Source organism: Rickettsia bellii RML369-C (genome assembly GCF_000012385.1).
Taxonomy (GTDB): domain Bacteria; phylum Pseudomonadota; class Alphaproteobacteria; order Rickettsiales; family Rickettsiaceae; genus Rickettsia; species Rickettsia bellii.
Genome location: NC_007940.1, coordinates 1,194,766 through 1,215,612 on the forward strand (window position 1 = coordinate 1,194,766; position 20,847 = coordinate 1,215,612).

Consider the following 20,847-nt stretch of genomic DNA (forward strand, 5'->3'; position numbering starts at 1 on the left):
AATCTAACCTAAACATAGAAAATATATATTTAGAACTTCTTGGATATGACGGCAGTGAGGATTAAATCTTTTTGCTTAGTTTAATAGCAATTCTACAAATCGCTTTTACTACGCTACTTGTTGCTTTTGCAAATATTGCTTGCTCGCTATCATTTATTATAGCTGTGTCTTTATGTTCAATCTCATCTAACCGAAATTTTACAATATTATCTAATAATTCTGGTTCAATGCCTTTATTTTCCAAATAATTTATTTGCTGTGCATAATGCTTCTCTATTACTTCTTCTACACTCTCCGTAACTAACATTGCTGTTTTTGTACCAATTTTAGAAGATACAGCCCCAAGTAAAAATCCATAATGATGCCAAAAAGATAATAAGGCAGTAGGTCTTACTTTCTTTTCTAATAATTTTTTCTCAAAATAATCTAGATGCACTTCTTCCTGCTCTAGCATCTCTTTAATTAATACATAGTCATTTTGAGATTTAGTATATTTTAACTGTCCTTGATAAATCCTTCTTGCTCCATACTCACCAGCATGGTTAACTCTAATTATCTCTTGAATTTGTTTATCAGGATCAGAAAAATCAGGTCTTGGCATAATGATATATTCCTTTAATGTCATTCGTAGCTAAAAGCAGGGATGACATCAACGATTTTTTGTAAAAGATCAAACCCGGCAGGATTTAATTTATAATCCACTTCCGCTTGTTGCAATATTCTTAAAGTCTTCAAGCACTCAGCTAGATTAAGGCTATTTGCTATTTTGGTAAAATCATTAATATACTGATAAAAAATAGGCGGTGATAGCGATTTTATTGCAGAATCAACACGCTCCCCATTTTTTACTTTCGCCAACACTATATATAAATTTAGATAATGCCTTATTAAGGCTCTAATCATCAGCACTTCATTTATATTTTGCTTTTTTAATATATCTAGTTCTTTTAAAAAACTGACATAATTTTTTTGTGAAAAGTACATTGCTAAATCGCTACCATTAGCTATGATCTCACTACTTAGCACCTCTTTAATGTCATTTAAGGTAACTTCTTGTTTATCATGCACAAAATATATCAACTTATTTATCTCGTTGGAAACTAACTCATGATCCCCTTTTAAATGATTTTTTAAATAAATGAGTGCTTCCCTATCTATAATTTTATTACATTTAGCTAATTTTTCTAAAACTATCTTCTCAATCTTTGCTTCATCATCATGATAACAAGCAAGCGAAGCTAGTGATTCTTCAGTTTCAAAAAATTTTCTAAAGCTGCTGCTTGAGGTAATATCTTCACCAATAAATACAGGAAAATTAATATAATTATCATTTAGAATTACTTTTAAATTCTTATCGATCGAATTTCCTACGCCTTTAATTCTAATTAATTCTTTTTGATTAAAGAAGTTAGGCGAATTAAGTAATATCTCTAAAGAAGAAATATTAAGGTCACTATATTCTATAGAAGTTTGCAGCATGTTAAACTTTTTCACTAAGTGACGGCAAATTTTATCTATATAACCTTTATCAGGACCATATAATAATAGAGCCTTAACCTTACCATTGGCTATTAATTCAAATAAACGATTAATTTGCGAAAAATAGAATTTCATAAATTATTATTTCGAGTAAAGTATAAAATTATTCTGCTGCGAATTTCCTCAGCTGCCGCATAGGCAAGGTCTATTCCTGTTTCATCTCGTTCAACACTTGAAGCATAGGGGGTAAAAATAGAATTATATGATGTTGATTGATAAAATTTTTCTTTGATTAATACTTTTTGGCTTTCTATATCAACTAATTGGTATTTGACTGACTGATTGATATACTCCCTTAAAACATTCGAGTTTTTTTCTATGGTAGCAGGCGTAGTAGCCCCTGCTAATTCTGCTTTAAGAATATATTTTGCTTTTGTTTTTTGTGGCAAGATACTTGTTAATCGGTGATAAAATTCAGACCCTTCTATTGTTTTAATAGGCTCTACCTCAATAGATTCTAAATTTTTAACTACCTCACTATTACTATATTCTGTATTATAAACAGGTTTTAAATTACAACCATTTACAAATAAGAGTAAGAAAACAATAAATAAATAACGCATAATTTTTTAGACTTTTTTTGATTACAAGATGCTGGTTGGATTATAAGTGTCATTGCGAGAAGAAACCGAAAGTTTCAATGAAGCAATCTAGTTGAACCAATGTCATCCCGTGGCTTGTCCAATAGTACAGGACAGTTTTTGTTTTATGTCATTCTTAGCAACGGCGGGAATCCAGGAAAATAAGTTTTTAAAACTAAAAGCTCGATTTATCTCTCTTTATGCTGGATTCCCGCCTATGCGGGAATGACATATAAGGCATTTTCCGAGTTATACAACAACCTAGGTACAAGCCATGGATAACAAATAACCCCCTAACATCTTTTTATATTAATATCAGTTTATTTTGCTTTTGTGAAAGGAAATTATGATAATTACTTTTTATTAATATTTAGTATAAGATTTATTAATTTATGTTGACACGCTTAAACAAGATTTGTATATTGCCGATTCAAAATAATTTAGGACCATGTTATATGATAAATATTAATTTAAAAGGAGCAAAAAATTTCTTCAAACTCATAAAAAATTTTGCTAAACCAAAAATGGACAATGCTAGAAATACAGCTATAAACAATATAACCAAGCAAGATTTAGAAAAATCTTTCAAATTATATGAGAAAAAGCTAATAGAGTTATCACAAAAATTTTCCTTACAAGCAGCAACTAATAATGATAATTACTACCCTAAAACAGAATGGCATAATGTTGAGGTAATGGGTGCAGATGGAAACATAGTAGTAAAAACTATACCGGTCACCGAATTATAAATCTATCAATATCATTCCTGTGAAAACAGGAATGATATATGAACAATAACGATCTAGCTTGGCAACACTTCAACATCCACTCCCATAGGCAGAACATAATAATTATTATCATCCATAAACCCTTTTTCATACATATAATTTTTTAAAACAGGTACTAGTTTTATCATTTCATTAAGTAATACATACTCTTCATTTTTAATTGCTAAATTTAATACCTTATCTAATATTAATTTCTCACTATACTTTAATTTATCCCTACTATTCTTGGTCATAGAGCATATATTGTTCTCACAAAGATACAGTTTATCTTTAAAAAATTGTAACGTATTTTCAGGCGTTATCCCCTCATCATTATTATTTATGTTATAGTTCTGTCCCATTAACCCCTCCTAAATTATTTCCTAGTAATTCGTCCTCGAAATCTACCATTTTTTCATTAGGCGGATCAGGCAAATACGAATCATACCTAATAGCATCTCTCTCATAGTCTTTCAGTATTGCTTTTATTTTATCAATTTCTTTCTTTGATAGTACTTCACTAAAGCCATATTTTTCTCCAAACATAAGAGGAGTCAAATTTTCCTTATTCTTCTCTGTTATTAGTTTAGGTTTACATTGCAGTAATATTTCTATCATTTCTGCATCTGCTTTTGCTTTATTTTTAAGTGCTATATGCAGTACATTATGACCTTCCGAATTAGTATAATCTATACATTTAGGATTATAGCTTAATATCTTTTTTACTAACTTTTTTTTATTTGACATCACTGCTTGATAAAAAACATCTTTATTTTGTTTTAAATTAACAGCTATATAAAGTTTTAAATTTTCTTCATTTCCTTTATCATATAAATATTGCAAAAACTTTAAACTATCTGGAGTTTCTTTAGTATCTTTAATAAATAATGATTTTGATTCTCTAATAGGTACTTTACCACTAGCAACTTTTTTCTCATAATGTTCTATTACTTTTTTAATTTTACTATTTTGCTCATTTTGAGCTTCTATGCCAAAACCATATCTTTCACCGAACATATAAGGATTTAGACTTTGATTGTCTATCCTTGCTACTAAATAAGGTTCATTTTCCAATAATATTTTTACCATCTCTACGTCTACTATACCAGCAAGAGCTTTATGCAGAATATTATGTCCCTCTAATTTAGTTTTTACGTCTATCAAATCAGTATTTATTGCCAGTATATTTTTTACTAATTCTTTCTTATTTTGTTCTACTGCTTGACAAAAAATACTTTTATTATGTTCAGTGATAGACCTAAAATATTTTTTTAATTCATTTTTTTTTTAATTCTCACAATCTTTTAAATCTAATTCTTTACAATCTGAGAGAATTGGTGCTGAAGTAGGTGTAGTTATTCTATCTTCTTCTGAATTAGGTGGAGGTAGTAAATCTTCCGATTTGCTTTTTTTTTTTGTAGCACTTAAATCTAAACTAGGTACGGATAATTGTTTTTGTTGCTTCTTCATTTTTTTTCCTAAATTATAATAATTAGAGCTTAAAATAATAAATTATAATGGTTTAGGCTTTTTTAAACTTCATCTAATGAGGATTGATCACTTCCTAATAATTCTGGCAAAAAATTTTTTAGCTTAGGTTCTATTTCCGACATATTTGCTACTAATTCCTTTTCACCATTCTCAAATGCGTGACAAAAAATATTTTTAATGAGTTCTTTATTACAACCATTAACATAGTGTTTTAATGCCCTAGGGTTTATTATTTTAAAAAATGCTAAATCCAATTTTGACGATACTTTTTCTGATATTAGACACTCTATTATCATATCTATATCTTCAGATGTAAGCGAATTATATATATTATTATTGGGTGCAGGGAGTAGTTGAGTCATTATTTCTCCTAAATTGATAAAAATTAAATTCTTAGTAATTTAAAGTTTATAAATTTAGAAGAAACAACGCAATAAACAGAGTTGAATTTGATATTATTTAATTGATTAACGATTGTTAATTTATCACAACTAAATTAGTTACTGAAGCTTTATATTTTCTGTATTCCATTCATAAGAAACATTATTATATTTAAGTATATATGGCTTAGTATCTATGGAATCTAAAGTTATATCTGCACTCATTTCATCATGAGACGAAATAATTTTATTGTAACCAAAATGAGCATAATATGGTTGATAATTTTTAAACCTTATAGTTATAAATTTATCTTTAGTAATATTTGGCATAAGCTTTATTAAATCATCAAGATTATTTAGCTTCAAATCTTTCATCTCAAAAATTTGCAGTCTATAAACATTTTTATAATCTTTAGTGAAAAATGTTGGTATAGAACTAAAGCTACTACCAGATTGAACTGAAGCTATGGCTAAAGATTTAAGCGGAATACCTGATTTATTACTAAAATAATCATCTACTTCAAAAAATATAGCACCGCCAAAATTTACCATTCTACTGATTTTATTATTATTGACGTTATATAAATTAACTGTTTGTTCAAGCTTTTTCCCATCACGGAATATAACAAGTTTCGTAACGGCGTTTTTAGAATTGTCCATTTCTCTATCAAACATCGCTAAATTACCACCTAGCTCTTTATCATTAATAGCCCAAATAATATCACCGGCTTTCAAGACCTTTTCAGCAGGCGAACCAGCTAAAACCGTCTTAACGCTTATAACTCTATTTCTACTATCGGGAAATTTCTTTATATATTTATCCATTTCCTCTTTAGGAAAATTATTATGTCTAACAGCTTTATTTAATGAATATAGATCGCTTATTATCCCCATATGCTGTCTTATTGGTTCTTTATTATTCTTTAAGCTTTCTAAAGTGCGGATTACATAATCGCCGTGCAATGCTAAAGAGTAGGTCTTACCACCACCATATAATACACCTATAGCCTCAATTTTATCGTTTAACACTGGTGAGCCACTAGCACCGCCGGTAACATTTAAATTAATTATATAAGTACCTTGCGGCATCATACCATCAATATTATATAGATCAGATAAATAACCTGTATGGAAAGAAAAACCTTGTGCTTCGGTGTTACCAACTACAAAAACTTTCTGGTTTAATGTTGGAGATTCGTTAGAAAAAGGTATTTCCATTGCTGACTCTGGTATATCGTTACCAGCTACTTTTAAAACGGCATAATCTTGCCAAATATCATAATATATTAATTTTGCCTCAGCTTGCTCACCATTATAAAAGGTAACAAAATAAGTACCGATTGCACTAAGCCCAATAACGTGAGTGTTAGTAATTATATAACCATTTTTCTTATCATTAATAAATCCGGTCCCTGTCCAGCTATTTGTATCTTCATAAGCTGATACAGCAATTCTAGTATCAATCGTCACAATAGCTTTCTTAGCTTTTTCAAATATAGTACTACTTATTTCCGGCGACGCTAAAACTATATTATTTAATAAAAATAGATTAACGATAAATAAAATTTTTGGTAAAATTAATAATTTTTTCATTAACACCTCTTGTAAAATGATTAAAGCAGCACTATATCAAATAAAAAGCAATAAACAAAATAAAAAATTAATAGAGGATTTATGGGAAAAGTAATAGGTATAGATCTTGGAACTACCAACTCTTGCGTTGCAGTGATGGAAGGTAAGGAGCCAAAAGTAATAGAAAACTCTGAAGGTGAGCGAACTACGCCGTCGATTATAGCTTTCGCAAATGGTGAAAAATTAGTTGGGCAGTCCGCTAAAAGACAGGCTGTAACCAACCCGCGTAATACTGTATATGCAGTAAAAAGATTAATCGGTAGAAATTTTACCGATCCAATGGTTAAAAAAGATCAAGAAATAGTGCCATATAATATAGTTAAAGCTGATAATGGTGATGCATGGGTTGAAGTTGAAGGGAAAAAACATTCGCCTAGCCAAATTAGTGCTTTTATTTTACAAAAAATGAAAGAAACAGCTGAAAATTATTTAGGTGAAAAAGTAACACAAGCAGTTATTACTGTGCCTGCTTACTTTAATGATGCACAGCGTCAAGCAACAAAGGATGCTGGTAAAATCGCAGGGCTTGAAGTACTTCGAATAATCAACGAACCAACTGCTGCAGCTCTTGCTTATGGTTTTGATAAATCAGCAAGTAAAACTATTGCAGTTTATGACCTTGGTGGCGGAACATTTGACGTTTCAATTCTTGAGATTGGTGATGGTGTTTTTGAAGTAAAATCAACTAACGGCGATACATTCCTTGGTGGTGAAGATTTTGATACAAGAATATTAGAGCATTTAATAAATACATTCAAAAAAGAAAGTGGTATTGATTTACGTAATGACCCGCTCGCACTTCAACGTTTAAAGGAAGCAGCTGAGAAAGCTAAAAAAGAATTATCATCTGCATTAACTACCGATATTAATTTGCCTTATATTACAGCTGATAATAGCGGTCCAAAACATTTAAATATTAAATTTACTAGAGCAGAACTTGAAAAATTAGTCGATGATTTAATTGAGAAAACCATAGAACCTTGCCGTAAAGCTTTAAAGGATGCAGGTTTAAAAGCTTCTGATATTCAAGAAGTAGTGCTAGTTGGCGGTATGACCAGAATGCCGAAAGTACAAGAAGCAGTAGAAAAATTCTTCGGGCGTGCCCTGCATAAAGGCGTGAATCCTGATGAGGTTGTAGCTCTTGGGGCAGCTATCCAAGGCGGAGTATTAAATAAAGAAGTAACCGATATATTATTATTAGACGTTACACCTCTATCTCTTGGTATTGAAACTTTAGGCGGTGTGTTTACAAGATTAATTGATCGTAATACCACAATTCCAAGTAAGAAAAGCCAAGTGTTTTCTACTGCCGATGATAATCAGCATGCAGTAACTATTAGAGTATTCCAAGGTGAGCGTGAAATGGCAAAAGATAATAAAATGCTTGGTCAATTTAATTTAGAAGGAATCCCTCCTGCTCCACGTGGTGTACCACAAATAGAAGTAACTTTTGACATTGATGCAAACGGCATAGTACATGTTTCAGCGAAAGATAAGGCTAGTGGTAAAGAACAAAGGGTAACAATACAGGCTTCCGGCGGTCTTAGCGATGCTGAAATCGAGCAAATGGTTAAAGATGCTGAGAAAAATGCAGATGAGGATAAAAAGCATAAAGAGCTTATTGAAGCAAAAAACGCTGCTGATAGCTTAATTTATTCTACCGAGAAAACTTTAACAGATTATAGTGATAAATTATCGTCTGAAGATAAAGGAGGCGTAGAAGAAGCTTTATCTGCTTTAAAAGCTGTTTTAGATTCAGAAGATGCTTCATTAATTAAAGAAAAAACCGAAAGCTTAACCGCTGCTAGTATGAAAATTGGCGAAGCAATGTATAAAGCTCAAAGCGACGCTGGTGCTGCGGGTAGTGCTTCTGAAGAAAATACTACTAGCAACGAAAAAGTAGTAGACGCAGACTTTGAAGATGTAGAGAAGAAGTAAAGTAGAACGTCATTGCGAGGAGCGAAGCGACGTGGCAATCTCATTAAACATCCTGAGATTGCTTCGTCAATTACTTTGTAATTTCCTCGCAATGACGTTTTATTAGTTATACATAGCCCCAAACAACCATATAATATAATTTCATGTCACAAGATTATTACCAAATCCTTGGAGTTAGCAAAACAGCAAATAGTGCTGATCTTAAAAAAGCCTATCATAAGCTAGCTAAACAATATCACCCTGATAATGCCGCATCTGGTGATACAAACGCCGAGAAAAAATTTAAAGAAATCAATGCCGCTTATGAGGTTTTAAAAGACGAACAGAAAAGAGCAGCTTATGACCGATTTGGACATGATGCTTTCCAAAATCAACAAGCAAGAGGCGGAGCAGGCAGTCAGGGCGGTCATCCTTTTGGTGCTGATATCAACGATATATTTGGTGATTTCTTTAGCGACTTTATGGGCGGTGGTGGCAGAAGAAAGCCAACTTCAAGCAAGGTTAGAGGCTCTGATTTAAAATATAATCTTACGATTAATTTAGAAGAAGCATTTCATGGCGTAGAAAAAAATATTAGTTTTTCCAGTGAAGTAAAATGCGATACTTGTCATGGTAGCGGCTCTGAAAAAGGTGAAACTACAACTACTTGCGATGCTTGTGGCGGCGTAGGTGCAACTAGAGTTCAGCAAGGCTTTTTTATGATTGAACAAACTTGTCATAAATGCCAAGGTAATGGTCAAATCATTAAGAACCCTTGTAAAAAATGCCACGGCTTAGGGCGTTATCATAAGCAACGAAACTTATCGGTGAATATTCCCGCAGGTGTTGAAAATGGCACTCGAATAAGACATCCAGGCGAAGGCGAAGCAGGTATTAGAGGCGGCAATAATGGCGATTTATATGTTGATATCGCAATAAAACCTCATGATATTTATAAGGTAGATGGAGCAAATTTACATTGCAAACTACCTATTAGTTTTGTAAATGCTGCCCTTGGCGGAGAAGTAGCGGTGCCAGTAATTGAAGGCGGCAAAGTTAACTTAACCATTCCAGCAGGTACGCAAAACGGTGATCAGCTAAGATTATGCGGCAAAGGTATGTCTAAAATAAGATCAACTATTAGAGGCGATATGCTTGCACATGTGCATGTTGAAGTACCTAAAAATTTATCAAAAAGACAACGAGAATTACTAGAAGAATTGAGAGGAGAATCCGCCAATGAAAAAGAAAATGACGGCAGCTTTTTTAACAAAATGAAAAGTTTGTGGTCATAAAATTAAGTTTAACTTTTTTCTAGAAATAAAACCTCTGATGTTATAAAATATTTTATGTGTCATTCTATTCCCGCTTGATGCTGGTCTTGTTGCATGGCTCGATTTTTCCCCTGTCATCCCGTGGCGGCATTGTTACGTGAATACTAAGTCGTCATTACGAGAAGCGAAGCGACGTGGCAATCTCAGGAAATAATAATGAGATTGCTTCGTCAAAACTTACAGTTTTTCCTCGCAATGACGAGAAAATGATCTACGCAACAATGCATCCCGTGGCTTGCTAACTAGGTTCAGCTAAAAAATGCTATAAGTTAGCATTTTTTTACTTCCTTGCTTCGTCAATTACTTTGTAATTTCCTTAGCTCAGACGGAAAAACTAATCCACGCTGACAAACCTCACGCTAGAATGACACCAAACAATACTATATATCAGAGGTTTTTTATGCCTTACAAAAACAATACCGACCTACCCGATTCAGTCAAAAATCATCTTCCAAAGCATGCTCAAGATATTTATCGTGAAGCTTTTAACCATGCATTTGAACAATATAAATCTCCTAAAAAAAGACGGGATAACGATTCTAGAGAAACTGTTGCACATAAAGTAGCATGGTCAGCTGTGGAAAAGAAATATCATAAAAACGATAAGGGCGATTGGGTGAGTCATTAGATTTTAAATTATTTTTTTCAGAGTCCCATAGTAACATTTTAGATTAGATTCACTCATGCAAAGAAAAAAAGAAGAATATTCAAAATTAATCTATAACTCTTCCTTAATTTTTAAAATTAAAAAAGTAGCACTTCCTACCCTTAAAGTTTTTCAACAAGAAGTAACTAAGAAATATCCTAATATTTCTATTAAAATTGATACTCAAACTATAATAAAAGAGATGGTTGACTCATTTTCAAAAGCTTTGTCTTCTTTATTTGAAGAAGATGATATAAAGTTTAATAATTTACATTATGCCGGAGGATATGTTTTAGTTTTTTTTTCATCTAATTTATGGACTTATTGGAAAGGTGAATATCTCTATCCTAAAATTCCAGAATATCAAAATCTAATGTTTTTAAGATCAATGTATATTTATAGTAAAATTGATTATATGCTTAATTACCAATATACTGATAAAATACAAAAAATTTATAATTATTTTACTCAATCCGATCAGAGTAATATTATCCATGCGAATGATTCTAAGGACAACCTAGTGTTATTAGAAGATTTTAAAAAGCAAAAAAAAACTTATACTAATCAAAAATTTGCTGATTCGCTTACTAACTATTTAGAAAATTTACTTTTGCAAGAATATTATAAAGCTTTTGATAAAATTAATATAGATGATAACTTAAACAACATATGCAACCTTTTTGAAATAAATGCGATAATGGAATTAATTAGTTCTATTAAATCATCAAATTGAACCGACTATAGTATACTCGTTTTATTTGAAAAATTGGCTATGTCGTCTTTGTATCCTTCAGATGCTCACGTACCTTTTGTACGCTCCGCTCCTCGGCTTACAGACTCCATGCTCTTTTCCAAATAAAACTTCGTCTACCCAACTTTTCATTTATTAGCAGTATATCCTGAATTGAGAGCAGGTAGCTAGTTGTTCGCCAGTTTGCCTATTAGTTATAAGCGTTTGTATTAATGCATGTTGTCCAATCCAATTGAGTTTAATTATGTAGGATTGTTAATAATTCATCTTGTGTTTACGGTGCCAATGTGGGGATTTGAACCCCAGACCTACGCATTACGAATGCACCGCTCTACCAGCTGAGCTACATCGGCAAGAATTTAAAATAAGAAAATTATTTTGAAAGTATTATTGTGGAAGTACTAGGCTCTGTAAAGGAAAATTAATTTAATTTTTTGGTATTACTAACTAAATATAGATATCGTCATAAGCTATGCGACTGCAAGGAGCTTGACAATCCAGGAAAAATAATAAAAATGCTATGCATTTTACTAGATTGCTTCGTCAAAACTTATAGTTTTTCCTCGCAATGACGATATCTATATTTAGTTAGTAATACCAATTTTTCTTCACGAACCTAACAATGCGTCCTTAATACAATTTTCGCATGGCATTGTGGTGTGGTTCGGTTTCACATCTGTGTTATGCCATGGCGGCATTGTTGTATGGCTTCGATTTCATTCCCTCGTGAGGTTTGCTTGCATGGATCGAAAAACGCCCTAAGGTAGTCATCTAGTTGCTTGGGAACTAGATCCAGAAAAATAACTAAAAATATCAATATTACTGATATTTTTAACTGGATCCCGTGAATAAATCACGGGATGACAGGAGGAAATGATCCATGAGGGCAATGCCGCCACGGGATGAGAAAGGAAAAATTACTTCACGCAAGCACAACGACTACGTTAGGATGACATTTTACACTTTTTTCAAGCTATGCAAGCCTGAAGCAAACTAGATTATAATACCACTAAAGATGCGTAGAAAATCTTAAGTGGAAATGCTGCGTATCGTCGTATTTCTTCTTTTTAACCGCAAAACCCCAATCCATTCTAATTGGTGCAAAGCGTGTTACCCAAATAAATCCAAAACCAACTGATGCTCTAAGTGACTTATCATTATAGATACCATTTGGACTTTGATATTTTGCTTTATTTAAGCCTACTCCCCATAAGCTTCCTAAATCCATAAATACTGCACCAGTGAGGTTAAATTCTTCAGGTACTGGAGTTGGGAAGTTAAGTTCAGTAGAAAATGTATAATATCTTTTACCGCCTAAACCTTCATTAGTAACTTTTTCACGTGGTCCAACACCACCGCTAGCAAAACCTCTTAAGCTATAATCACCTAAATTAAAGCGATCTGAAATTCTAATAACTCGTCCGCCGAGTGCTGCAATATCACCTCCAGAAGCAGATAGTTTTAAAGTAAGCTTATTTTGTATGAAAGATTTATAATATTTACCATCAACTTCATGTTTCAGATATTTATTATCACCTCCAATACCAGCATATTCTTGACTAACACTTACTAAATAACCATTCTTCGCAATAATTTTACTATCTCTTTGATCATAAGCAATAGTGTGACCAATAGCAGAAGTAATAAACTTACCCATTTGCTCCTGTAAAAATATTGAGCTTGATGGAGATGGAGCACTCAAAGTATCACGTTTAATTAAATAATCTATTTCGTGACTTAAATCTTCTTTAATTTCATAACCTAAGGAAGTTTTACCACCTACAGAATGCTGTCTATAATTTTGATCTGTGTTGGAAAGCACACTCTGACCACGACCGCTTTTATTGATAAATCCGCTTACACCTAGGGATAAATCACGATCTAAGAAATGTGGATCAGTAATACCACCATAATAGCTAGTAGTATTTTTACTTACCTGCACCCCAGCATTAAGTATTTTACCTGTACCTACTAAGTTATACTCTAAGAAAGAGAAGCGTCCAAATACCCCACCTGTGGTGTTATACCCTAAATCAAAACCGACAGAAGAAGTAGATTTTTCATCAACATCAACATTTAAGTCATATTTATCCTTGGTTTTTGCTTGAGCAAAAGTAATTCCTATCTTCTCAAAATAATCTAAGTTTCTAAGATTACGTTCTCCTTTTTCAATATAAGAACGGTTAAGTATATCATCTTCTTCAGATTTAAACTCTCTTCTTATAACATGATCTTCAGTTTTAAGGTTATTAATAATATTAATTTTATTGATATAAACTTTATCGGCTTTCTCTATAATAAATTTAATATTGATTGTATGATCAGGATTTTTTACAATATCAGGATAAACATTCACTGCTGGATAGCCTACTGCTGTAAAATATTCTCCAATTTTATCAGCAATATTTTCAACTGTTTTCATATTGAAAACACTACCTTGCTTAATATTGACAATTTTATTAACAGGAGTTATATCGATATTGGTTAATTTGTTTTCTATTGTAACATTGTCGAAATTATATTTTTCCCCCTCTTCAAGAGAATATGTAAGAACGAAATATTCTTTGGTATTATTTAACTCAGCTGATACCGAAATTACTCTAAAATCTGCAAAACCAACTGATTGATAGAATTCTTTTAATAATTCTTTATCATATTCAATACGATCAGGTTCATAAGTATCATTACTATCTAAGAAACGAAACCAACGAGATTCTTTAGTTAAAACAATAGATTTAAGCTCTGAATCGCTATAATTTTCATTACCACTAAAATAAATATATTTAATACCGGTTTTTGGTCCTTCTGCGATATCAAAAATAACCTTAACTCTATTATTTTCTAAATCTTCAATTTTAGGTGTTACTATAGTAGCAAAACGTCCGCTACGCTTATAAATTTCTGATATTTTTTTTACATCTAATTCAATTTTAGCTTGGCTTAAAGACTCACCTGCCATTGTATAAATCTCTTTAGATAGCATATTAGCTTTTATTTTAGAGTTACCTCTAAACACTACACTGCTTATAAATGGAGTTTCAGTAACGCTAACAATTAAATTACCATCGCTTGACATATCCATTTTGATGTTTCTAAAAAGTGAAGTAGCATATAAGCGTTTTATTGCTTCGTCTTCTTTTAAACTATTATAGCTTTCACCAGGTTTTAGCTTTAAATAGCTCTCAATAGTAGAGCGTTCAATTCTATGATTACCTTCTATAGTTATTTTACGAATAACTGAATCTGCTAAGGAAATGTTATAGTAAAAAATTGTTAATGTTAAAATTGCTAATTTAATAATTGACCTGATTATCACCTAAAACCTTCTTATAAGATTTATTTAAAATTTTTGCGTTAAACGTACACTATAGTAAATAATATTAACTAGAGCAAGTAAATCTACCTACTTAAGAGAATAAATTTTTTATATCGTTAGAAAAAGAAATTACAGTAAGGAAAATTATTATCATTATCCCTATTTGTAATAAAATATTTCTAGCTTTAATATTCGGTAATTTACCTGTAACTGCTTCATATAATATGAATAATAAATGACCGCCATCAAGTACCGGTATAGGTAACAGGTTAAGTAATCCTAAATTTACCGAAAGCATTGCTATAAATAGTAAATACATCTCTATACTATGTTCTAAAGTTCTTCCTGATTCTTTTGCAATAGCTACCGGACCTCCTATTTCACTTACTGATCGCTTTCCTACAATCATTTGTAATGCTGCTTTTAAAGTTACAACCGATACATCTATAGTATTACATATTGCTTCCGATAAACTTGATAATATCCCTATTTTAGTGTGAACAGGTTCATTTTTAGCCATAATACCAATACGCAGTATTTTTCTAGCTTTTTCTACAACTACTTCTTCAGGCATTATACTAACAGTAAATTCTTCACCTTTTCGCTCTATTAATAAAGTAGAAGAATTTAAACCATTAATTAGTATTTCTTTTTGTACATCACTAAAATCTTTAACTAATTTATTATTAACTTTAACAATTCTATCACCCTCTCGCAAATTAGCTTTTTCTGCTGGTGATTCAGCTATTACCTCCCCTATTACAGGCTGAATTTCTACTTTACCAAGGCAAAAATAAAATCCGGCAAATATTATTATAGCAAGGAAATAATTAATTAAAGGTCCTGCTGCAACTATTAAAAAACGCTCAAAACAAGACTTAGCATAAAACGCTACTTTTTCATTTATTTCTTGCGTTTTATCCATAATGTTTCGATCATAACCATAAATCTTAACATATCCCCCAAGGGGCAATAAACAAATTTTCCACCTAACCCCTTTTGAGTCTGTAATACCGATTAATTCTTTGCCGAAACCTATCGAAAATTCTTCGATTTTTACATTAAAGAATCTTGCAACTGCATAATGCCCTAGTTCGTGGATAAACACCAAGATACTAATTGTTATAATAAATCCGACTATAGATAACATAATTTTTTATTATTAATATGTAGGTAGACGAAGTTTAATTTGGAAAAGAGTAATCGGCTCATAAAATTAGGAGCGGCAGCAATGACTTAATACGTTGCTACCTGCACATTTATAGAATGACGTAGCCAATTTTCCAAATTAAACGAGTATACAAATAAGTAGTTTTAAAGTATAGTATACTAAATTTAAAACTTTATTCCTTTTTATGAGTTCAAATAAAATCAATAAGAAGTCGATTGCACGTATTGCAGCAATACAAGCTATATATCAACATATGTTACGGAACAATGACAATATAGATGATATAATAGAAAATGTACTTTCTTTTTATCGCAACGATACTTCTATGACTGATTCACCCATAAAAATATCACTAACTATAAGTCATTTTAAAATGTTGGTAAAGTTGGTATTTGAAAATATTGATAAAATAGATGAAATTATAAGTAATCATCTAGTAAATGATAAAAACCAAAATCATATACCTATTTTGCTACAAGCTTTATTACGCAGTGGTATATGTGAATTATTATTTTTTCCAGATATACCTACTAAAGTAATAATTAATGAATATACAGATATAGCAAATGATATGCTAAATGATCACGAAATAGGCTTTGTTAATTCTATATTAGATAAAATAGCACACGAAAATAAAAGATTTTATGACAAATAATTTAAGCGGTTATAGAAATAAGTTTGTTAGAGTTAAGACTTCTAAAAAACGCACTGTTTCTTCTAGTAACTGGCTAAGGCGTCAGTTAAATGATCCTTATGTTGCAAAAGCACGCATTGAAGGCTTTAGATCAAGGGCTGCGTATAAACTTCTTGAGATTCATGAAAAATTTAAAATTTTCACTCCAAATATGAAAGTAGTGGATTTAGGAGCAGCTCCAGGAGGATGGAGTCAAGTAGCTTCTAAACTTATTAAAGCTACGGATGGTAATTTAAAAAATAAAATAATTTCAGTCGATTTACTTGAAATCGAACCAATTCCTGGAGTTGAATCTTTTCAAAAAGATTTCTTTGAAAAAGATACTGAAGAATTGATTATACAAGCTTTAAAAGGCAAGGCTGATATAGTACTGAGTGATATGGCATCAAATACTATAGGTCACAAAGCTACCGATCATATAAGAACTCTGCTTTTATGCGAGCAAGCTTTTGAGTTTGCTTTAAAAGTTTTAAATCCTTCCGGTCATTTTATTGCTAAAATCTTTCGTGGTGGGGCTGAAAATGAGCTTTTAAACAAAGTGAAACGTGAATTCTCTACTGTCAAACATTTCAAACCATCATCCAGCCGCAAAGAATCAACAGAAATTTACCTAGTTGCTCTAAATAGAAAATGAATTATTAATAATATTTAACTAAATGGTTGACATTTATTTACTTATGTTTTATGGTGGTTTTTACTTAAGTTCTAGAAACCATAAAATATGGTAATTCAATTTAATAATGGAGAAAGTTAATGTTTTCTAAAATGTTTAATTATTTTGCTAGTAGTAGTAAAACGCATCTTGATAATACTCAAGAATCAGCTATAAATTGTGGTCAGCATTCTGCTGAAGCAGCAAGTTATGCCGTAAAAACTTTACCACAAATTCTTTTAGGTCTTATTACTTTTAAAGAAATATCTGGCTCAGTAATGACAGGATATGCTTTTGGGTTTGCTTTACCAGAATTTGCAAAGGTAATAGTAAAAAGCCTTGCTAGTACAATATTTTTCCATCCTACAGCTAGTATGGTAGGTACTGTAGCAGTTACAGTAGCTGCTAATTCTGAAAATGTAGTAGAGTGCATAAAAAATACTGCTCATGCATTATATGACGCAGGATCTACCGTTTATGAAGGTACTTTATGTGCAGTAAATGGAGCAGCCGCAGCTGCAACTTTTGTTTATGATAATGTTTGTAGCACCGACGTACAATTATCAGGAAATGCTATAGAAGCTGTATTATAAGTTTTCTATCAATTAAGTAAGGTAAAATTAAAGTTTCTTTACCTTACTTAATAATTCCTCTCGCCCTTTCTTCAAAAGCTGCAATCATTTTTTCGGTTATTTTAATAAAATAGCTGCCAACTAATTTCTCAAATATTTTCGATTTCATTTCAAAATCAATAAAAAATTTTAGCTCAGTTCCTACAGGATGTGAAGTAAATTGCCAAGTACTTTTTAAATACTTAAAAGGCCCAGAAATAGCCAAGGTATTAATGAAATATTCTTTATCATCTATTATTTTATTAGTAACATGAGAACGATAACTTTCTGAAAAACCTTTTAACTGAATCACAAGATCCGCAACGATTTCTTCACTATTTTCTGAAATAACTCTGCTAGCTACACACCAAGGTAGAAATTTAGGATAAGATTTTATATCCCAAACTAAATTAAATAATTCCTGAGGTTTATAAGGTAAGATTTTTGTTTGTTCGAATGATGGCATTATGTAGTTCTTTTCTTTTAAAATAGCAATTTTATACTCTTTTTAAAAGAAAAGAATAAAAGGAAATGATAATATAAACTTCAATAGAAAAAATATTAATTAACTAATATTTTTTTTCTTGGCGGGATATATACGGTTTCATCATCTTCTGCATGCGAAATTTTTTCCAAAAGACCAATAAAACGTCCCTTATTAGGCACTAGTTTTACTATTGCCCATCCTTCTTCTATTGCTTGTTTTATACGCTCTATATCAGCTTTATGTTCTGAAAAAGATATAAATTTTTGTGTTGGATTTTCCATCTTGATCAATGAACATGTTAATAAAAATTAATAGTATAATAAATTTTTCTTAATAAATCAAATTAATTTTATTACTTAGTTTGATTATACTTGAAATAAGAGCATGTTATTATGATTTAGTCAAGATAATCTAGTTGAAAATTAAAAGTTGCAGCATTAATTTTGTATCGTAATAAAATTTTATTGACTTTTGATCGAAAAAACCCTAAATATTTACATCTAAAAATTAGAATTAGCAAAGATTATGAAAAAATATATATTACTGACTATCATACTCTTAATGAGTAAGAATATATTCGCAAGAGAACAAATATCTAATCTTGTTACACCTGTTAGCTATTTTATAAATCATACATCACAAATAAAAAAGATCAAAAGTAACTTAATCAAATATAAACAATCAGGCATATTAGGTGTGAGTGGTATGGGTAAAACTCAGGTTGCTAGGATGTACGCTTATGATAATAAGGCTGATTATGATCTTATTTGGTTTATAGATTGTAATTTAGATATTGATGGACAGTTAATGAAGCTTGCTAAAGTTATTAACGCTCAAGCAAATTCTGCAGTCATTTCAGATAATATTAGTATGGTAAGAAAGGAATTAATGACTTATCTAGCTAGTAAAGATAAATGGTTATTAGTGTTTGATAATTTAAAAGTAGGCGAGAATAAAAAAATAGCAGATTTTATTAATTGGGAACATAATGGCAATATTATATTTTGTTCACAGGACAGTGAATTATTACCAAATATCGTAAAAATTACTGCTTTTGAGGAAAAAGAATCTAAAATGCTTATAGAAAATATTTTAGAAAGTAATAATTCGGAATCGATAGAATTTTTAGCCCAAGAATTTAAAGGATATCCAATTCTTATGGTTCAAGGATCACAAATATTAAATCAGGTACAGGGTTTAAGCTTAAATGAATATAAGAAGCAAATACAAGGAGCTAATGATAAAATTGAGCTAAATATTAGACTTGCTATTAATGAGTTAAGTACTTCTGCTAGAAAATTACTAAATGAAATAGCTTTAATTAACAATCAAAGTTTTTCAAAAGAATTTTTAAATTGTATCACTTCGGATAAGGATCATTTAGATGATGACATTTATAATATTTCCAAATTTGCTTTAATCACTAATATTGAGCCAAATGAAGATAATCCAACATTTGAAATGCATGATGTTATAGCAGAAAAAATATTAAAAATTAATGGATATACTAATAATAAAGAATCTATTGATCAGGTCGTTACTAATTATATAAGTTCTGTACCTTCAAGCGTGGTAAAGGCACGTATTTTTAGAAACGCTAAAACAGTATTAGGTAACATAGATATAATCACAAAAAACGCAGAAAAATATGATATACCCATAAATGTAATTTTAGGACTAAAAATAAATTTGATAACACAATATATAAATTCTTTAGATTTATATAGTGCTCAAAAATTAGTAGATTGGTTTAATGAAAATGATAGCAAAGGTAATTTTAAATTATCAAAAATGCGATTATGCCTCATATTTAAGTCTTATAGGTGGATATTATAGGCATCTTGGAAACCATCATAAATCAATTGAATATGATATAAGAGCTAAAAAAGTTTATGAGGATATTCAAGGATATAATTCTTACCGATGTAATATAAATTATACTTTGGCACTGGCATATATTGAACTCGGTCAGCTTGAAGAAGCAAAAAATAATATTCAAATTATGGAGGATATGTTTAACGGTGGGTTGGTTGATAAAGCCGATATTATAACTTTATATTCTGCAAGAGCTAGATTGTTCGCCATGCAAAGTAAATATGATGACGCACTAGAACAAATTAATAATACTATAAATACAGCTGTAGAGAATGGAATAAATCCTCAAGATGTATTTCTAAGCAATATATATCTTATTAAAGCAGATATATTAAATAACCTTGGTAAATATGAAGAAGCTTATTCTCAAGCACAACAAATATATGATATGAATAAGTTAGTTAAGAAAGAAAATCATCTGATATTTGGGCGTGTTTTTACTCAAATGTCAAAAGCAAAACTTGGTCTCGGAAACCCTAAAGAAGCACTAGAATATGCAGAAAAGGCTAAAACAATTTTCATTAGCGATACAAATAGACCTAATAAGGAAATTATTACATCACCAGATACAAGCTTGGCTAAAGCATTTGTTGCTGAAGGTAATGCACTAGCTAGCCTTAATAAAAATGATGAAGCAGTAGAAGCTTACGGCATAGCAGAAAACATATATTGGAATAACTATAAAGAAAATATGAAAAATGTAGACGAGATAAGTATTATGTATTTAAACGCTGCTAAAGCAAGCTGCCATGTACCTCTTAAATCTTTCTATAAAAACTTTCGTGATCATCAAATAAAGAAATTCGGGGAGCAGCATCCAAAAAGTATAGAAATACTAAAGCTCAATTGCCATAATTTAAATAATTAGACTATTTGGTATTACTAACTAAGTATAAAATCGTCATTGCGAGGAAAAACTATAAGTTTTGACGAAGCAATCTAGTAAAATGCATAGCATTTTTATTATTTTCCCTAGATTGCCACGCTCCTTACAGTCGTGTAG

Annotated in this window: 22 protein-coding genes and 1 tRNA gene; 10 read left to right on the forward strand and 13 right to left on the reverse strand. The window is 30.9% G+C overall.

What is annotated here, in order from left to right; genetic code table 11:
- Positions 1-61: 61 nt before the first annotated feature.
- From RBE_RS05745 to RBE_RS05755, 3 genes are read right to left on the reverse strand one after another with little or no spacing between them, the layout of a single operon-like run.
- The gene (locus RBE_RS05745; RefSeq protein ID WP_011477764.1) at positions 62-601 is read right to left on the reverse strand and encodes a demethoxyubiquinone hydroxylase family protein; all 540 of its coding nucleotides are present in this window, start codon (positions 599-601) and stop codon (positions 62-64) included.
- Positions 602-621: 20 nt separating this feature from the next.
- Entirely contained in the window at positions 622-1,614 is a 993-nt protein-coding gene (gene holA, locus RBE_RS05750) for a DNA polymerase III subunit delta (protein ID WP_011477765.1), read from the reverse strand.
- Positions 1,611-2,102: a hypothetical protein gene (locus RBE_RS05755; protein ID WP_011477766.1), complete on the reverse strand. Its 492-nt coding sequence runs from the start codon at positions 2,100-2,102 to the stop codon at positions 1,611-1,613. Before RBE_RS05755 ends, holA begins: the two co-directional genes overlap by 4 nt.
- A 473-nt stretch (positions 2,103-2,575) precedes the next feature.
- Here RBE_RS05755 and RBE_RS05760 point away from each other — a divergent pair, with 473 nt between their 5' ends.
- Positions 2,576-2,869, forward strand: coding sequence for a hypothetical protein (locus tag RBE_RS05760; RefSeq protein ID WP_012151652.1), 294 nt, complete (start codon positions 2,576-2,578; stop codon positions 2,867-2,869).
- 53 nt (positions 2,870-2,922) lie between these two features.
- On the opposite strand, the gene RBE_RS05765 is transcribed toward RBE_RS05760, so the two are convergent.
- The 5 genes from RBE_RS05765 to RBE_RS05785 form a co-directional block, all read right to left on the reverse strand.
- A complete protein-coding gene (locus RBE_RS05765; protein ID WP_011477768.1) occupies positions 2,923-3,249 on the reverse strand; it encodes a hypothetical protein in 327 nt (108 codons plus the stop codon).
- Positions 3,233-4,051 carry an ankyrin repeat domain-containing protein gene (locus RBE_RS05770; RefSeq protein ID WP_041804708.1) on the reverse strand — a complete coding sequence of 273 codons (819 nt, stop codon included), beginning with the start codon at positions 4,049-4,051 and terminating at the stop codon, positions 3,233-3,235. Before RBE_RS05770 ends, RBE_RS05765 begins: the two co-directional genes overlap by 17 nt.
- A 123-nt stretch (positions 4,052-4,174) precedes the next feature.
- Positions 4,175-4,357: a hypothetical protein gene (locus RBE_RS05775; protein WP_041804710.1), complete on the reverse strand. Its 183-nt coding sequence runs from the start codon at positions 4,355-4,357 to the stop codon at positions 4,175-4,177.
- 62 nt (positions 4,358-4,419) lie between these two features.
- Complete coding sequence (locus tag RBE_RS05780) at positions 4,420-4,740, reverse strand: hypothetical protein (protein ID WP_011477770.1); 321 nt, start codon at positions 4,738-4,740, stop codon at positions 4,420-4,422.
- Positions 4,741-4,878: 138 nt separating this feature from the next.
- Entirely contained in the window at positions 4,879-6,372 is a 1,494-nt protein-coding gene (locus tag RBE_RS05785; RefSeq protein ID WP_041804712.1) for a S1C family serine protease, read from the reverse strand.
- A 60-nt stretch (positions 6,373-6,432) separates the two neighbouring features.
- On the opposite strand from RBE_RS05785, the gene dnaK reads away from it, so the two are divergent.
- The 4 genes from dnaK (at position 6,433) to RBE_RS05805 (ending at position 11,020) form a co-directional block, all read left to right on the forward strand.
- The gene (gene dnaK, locus RBE_RS05790) at positions 6,433-8,328 is read left to right on the forward strand and encodes a molecular chaperone DnaK (protein WP_011477772.1); all 1,896 of its coding nucleotides are present in this window, start codon (positions 6,433-6,435) and stop codon (positions 8,326-8,328) included.
- A gap of 143 nt (positions 8,329-8,471) precedes the next feature.
- Positions 8,472-9,602 carry a molecular chaperone DnaJ gene (gene dnaJ / locus RBE_RS05795; protein WP_011477773.1) on the forward strand — a complete coding sequence of 377 codons (1,131 nt, stop codon included), beginning with the start codon at positions 8,472-8,474 and terminating at the stop codon, positions 9,600-9,602.
- 439 nt (positions 9,603-10,041) lie between these two features.
- The gene (locus tag RBE_RS05800; protein ID WP_012151648.1) at positions 10,042-10,269 is read left to right on the forward strand and encodes a ChaB family protein; all 228 of its coding nucleotides are present in this window, start codon (positions 10,042-10,044) and stop codon (positions 10,267-10,269) included.
- 55 nt (positions 10,270-10,324) lie between these two features.
- Entirely contained in the window at positions 10,325-11,020 is a 696-nt protein-coding gene (locus RBE_RS05805) for a hypothetical protein (RefSeq protein ID WP_011477775.1), read from the forward strand.
- 298 nt (positions 11,021-11,318) lie between these two features.
- On the opposite strand, the gene RBE_RS05810 is transcribed toward RBE_RS05805, so the two are convergent.
- The 3 genes from RBE_RS05810 to rseP form a co-directional block, all read right to left on the reverse strand.
- Positions 11,319-11,391 (reverse strand) — tRNA-Thr (locus tag RBE_RS05810).
- Between the two features lie 656 nt (positions 11,392-12,047).
- Complete coding sequence (gene bamA, locus RBE_RS05815) at positions 12,048-14,354, reverse strand: outer membrane protein assembly factor BamA (RefSeq protein WP_011477776.1); 2,307 nt, start codon at positions 14,352-14,354, stop codon at positions 12,048-12,050.
- A 91-nt stretch (positions 14,355-14,445) separates the two neighbouring features.
- Entirely contained in the window at positions 14,446-15,504 is a 1,059-nt protein-coding gene (gene rseP, locus RBE_RS05820; RefSeq protein ID WP_011477777.1) for an RIP metalloprotease RseP, read from the reverse strand.
- Positions 15,505-15,709: 205 nt separating this feature from the next.
- Here rseP and nusB point away from each other — a divergent pair, with 205 nt between their 5' ends.
- From nusB to RBE_RS05835, 3 genes are all read left to right on the forward strand, one after another.
- The gene (nusB, locus tag RBE_RS05825) at positions 15,710-16,180 is read left to right on the forward strand and encodes a transcription antitermination factor NusB (RefSeq protein ID WP_011477778.1); all 471 of its coding nucleotides are present in this window, start codon (positions 15,710-15,712) and stop codon (positions 16,178-16,180) included.
- Positions 16,170-16,853 carry an RlmE family RNA methyltransferase gene (locus RBE_RS05830; RefSeq protein WP_011477779.1) on the forward strand — a complete coding sequence of 228 codons (684 nt, stop codon included), beginning with the start codon at positions 16,170-16,172 and terminating at the stop codon, positions 16,851-16,853. Before nusB ends, RBE_RS05830 begins: the two co-directional genes overlap by 11 nt.
- 119 nt (positions 16,854-16,972) lie before the next feature.
- Positions 16,973-17,464: a hypothetical protein gene (locus RBE_RS05835; RefSeq protein ID WP_011477780.1), complete on the forward strand. Its 492-nt coding sequence runs from the start codon at positions 16,973-16,975 to the stop codon at positions 17,462-17,464.
- A 43-nt stretch (positions 17,465-17,507) separates the two neighbouring features.
- Here the strand turns inward: RBE_RS05835 and RBE_RS05840 are convergent, their stop codons facing one another.
- Both RBE_RS05840 and RBE_RS05845 read right to left on the reverse strand, forming a co-directional pair.
- Positions 17,508-17,948: a type II toxin-antitoxin system RatA family toxin gene (locus tag RBE_RS05840; RefSeq protein WP_011477781.1), complete on the reverse strand. Its 441-nt coding sequence runs from the start codon at positions 17,946-17,948 to the stop codon at positions 17,508-17,510.
- Positions 17,949-18,043: 95 nt separating this feature from the next.
- A complete protein-coding gene (locus RBE_RS05845; RefSeq protein ID WP_011477782.1) occupies positions 18,044-18,250 on the reverse strand; it encodes a DUF2674 domain-containing protein in 207 nt (68 codons plus the stop codon).
- Positions 18,251-18,494: 244 nt separating this feature from the next.
- Between RBE_RS05845 and RBE_RS09305 the strand changes: the two genes are divergently transcribed.
- Together RBE_RS09305 and RBE_RS09310 are read left to right on the forward strand one after the other, a co-directional pair.
- Entirely contained in the window at positions 18,495-19,805 is a 1,311-nt protein-coding gene (locus RBE_RS09305) for a hypothetical protein (RefSeq protein ID WP_011477783.1), read from the forward strand.
- Entirely contained in the window at positions 19,729-20,712 is a 984-nt protein-coding gene (locus RBE_RS09310; RefSeq protein WP_143549773.1) for a tetratricopeptide repeat protein, read from the forward strand. Before RBE_RS09305 ends, RBE_RS09310 begins: the two co-directional genes overlap by 77 nt.
- Positions 20,713-20,847 lie beyond the last annotated feature (135 nt).

What these genes read in the sequence shown, in the direction of transcription:
- RBE_RS09305 (WP_011477783.1), top strand. Translation starts at nt 18,495, where the DNA reads ATGAAAAAATATATATTACTGACTATCATACTCTTAATGAGTAAGAAT.
- rseP (WP_011477777.1), bottom strand. Translation starts at nt 15,504, where the DNA reads ATGTTATCTATAGTCGGATTTATTATAACAATTAGTATCTTGGTGTTT.
- RBE_RS05765 (WP_011477768.1), bottom strand. Translation starts at nt 3,249, where the DNA reads ATGGGACAGAACTATAACATAAATAATAATGATGAGGGGATAACGCCT.
- RBE_RS09310 (WP_143549773.1), top strand. Translation starts at nt 19,729, where the DNA reads ATGATAGCAAAGGTAATTTTAAATTATCAAAAATGCGATTATGCCTCA.
- nusB (WP_011477778.1), top strand. Translation starts at nt 15,710, where the DNA reads ATGAGTTCAAATAAAATCAATAAGAAGTCGATTGCACGTATTGCAGCA.
- RBE_RS05755 (WP_011477766.1), bottom strand. Translation starts at nt 2,102, where the DNA reads ATGCGTTATTTATTTATTGTTTTCTTACTCTTATTTGTAAATGGTTGT.
- RBE_RS05745 (WP_011477764.1), bottom strand. Translation starts at nt 601, where the DNA reads ATGCCAAGACCTGATTTTTCTGATCCTGATAAACAAATTCAAGAGATA.
- RBE_RS05805 (WP_011477775.1), top strand. Translation starts at nt 10,325, where the DNA reads ATGCAAAGAAAAAAAGAAGAATATTCAAAATTAATCTATAACTCTTCC.
- RBE_RS05775 (WP_041804710.1), bottom strand. Translation starts at nt 4,357, where the DNA reads ATGAAGAAGCAACAAAAACAATTATCCGTACCTAGTTTAGATTTAAGT.
- dnaJ (WP_011477773.1), top strand. Translation starts at nt 8,472, where the DNA reads ATGTCACAAGATTATTACCAAATCCTTGGAGTTAGCAAAACAGCAAAT.
- holA (WP_011477765.1), bottom strand. Translation starts at nt 1,614, where the DNA reads ATGAAATTCTATTTTTCGCAAATTAATCGTTTATTTGAATTAATAGCC.
- RBE_RS05840 (WP_011477781.1), bottom strand. Translation starts at nt 17,948, where the DNA reads ATGCCATCATTCGAACAAACAAAAATCTTACCTTATAAACCTCAGGAA.
- RBE_RS05845 (WP_011477782.1), bottom strand. Translation starts at nt 18,250, where the DNA reads ATGGAAAATCCAACACAAAAATTTATATCTTTTTCAGAACATAAAGCT.
- RBE_RS05760 (WP_012151652.1), top strand. Translation starts at nt 2,576, where the DNA reads ATGATAAATATTAATTTAAAAGGAGCAAAAAATTTCTTCAAACTCATA.
- RBE_RS05780 (WP_011477770.1), bottom strand. Translation starts at nt 4,740, where the DNA reads ATGACTCAACTACTCCCTGCACCCAATAATAATATATATAATTCGCTT.
- RBE_RS05835 (WP_011477780.1), top strand. Translation starts at nt 16,973, where the DNA reads ATGTTTTCTAAAATGTTTAATTATTTTGCTAGTAGTAGTAAAACGCAT.
- RBE_RS05800 (WP_012151648.1), top strand. Translation starts at nt 10,042, where the DNA reads ATGCCTTACAAAAACAATACCGACCTACCCGATTCAGTCAAAAATCAT.
- dnaK (WP_011477772.1), top strand. Translation starts at nt 6,433, where the DNA reads ATGGGAAAAGTAATAGGTATAGATCTTGGAACTACCAACTCTTGCGTT.
- RBE_RS05830 (WP_011477779.1), top strand. Translation starts at nt 16,170, where the DNA reads ATGACAAATAATTTAAGCGGTTATAGAAATAAGTTTGTTAGAGTTAAG.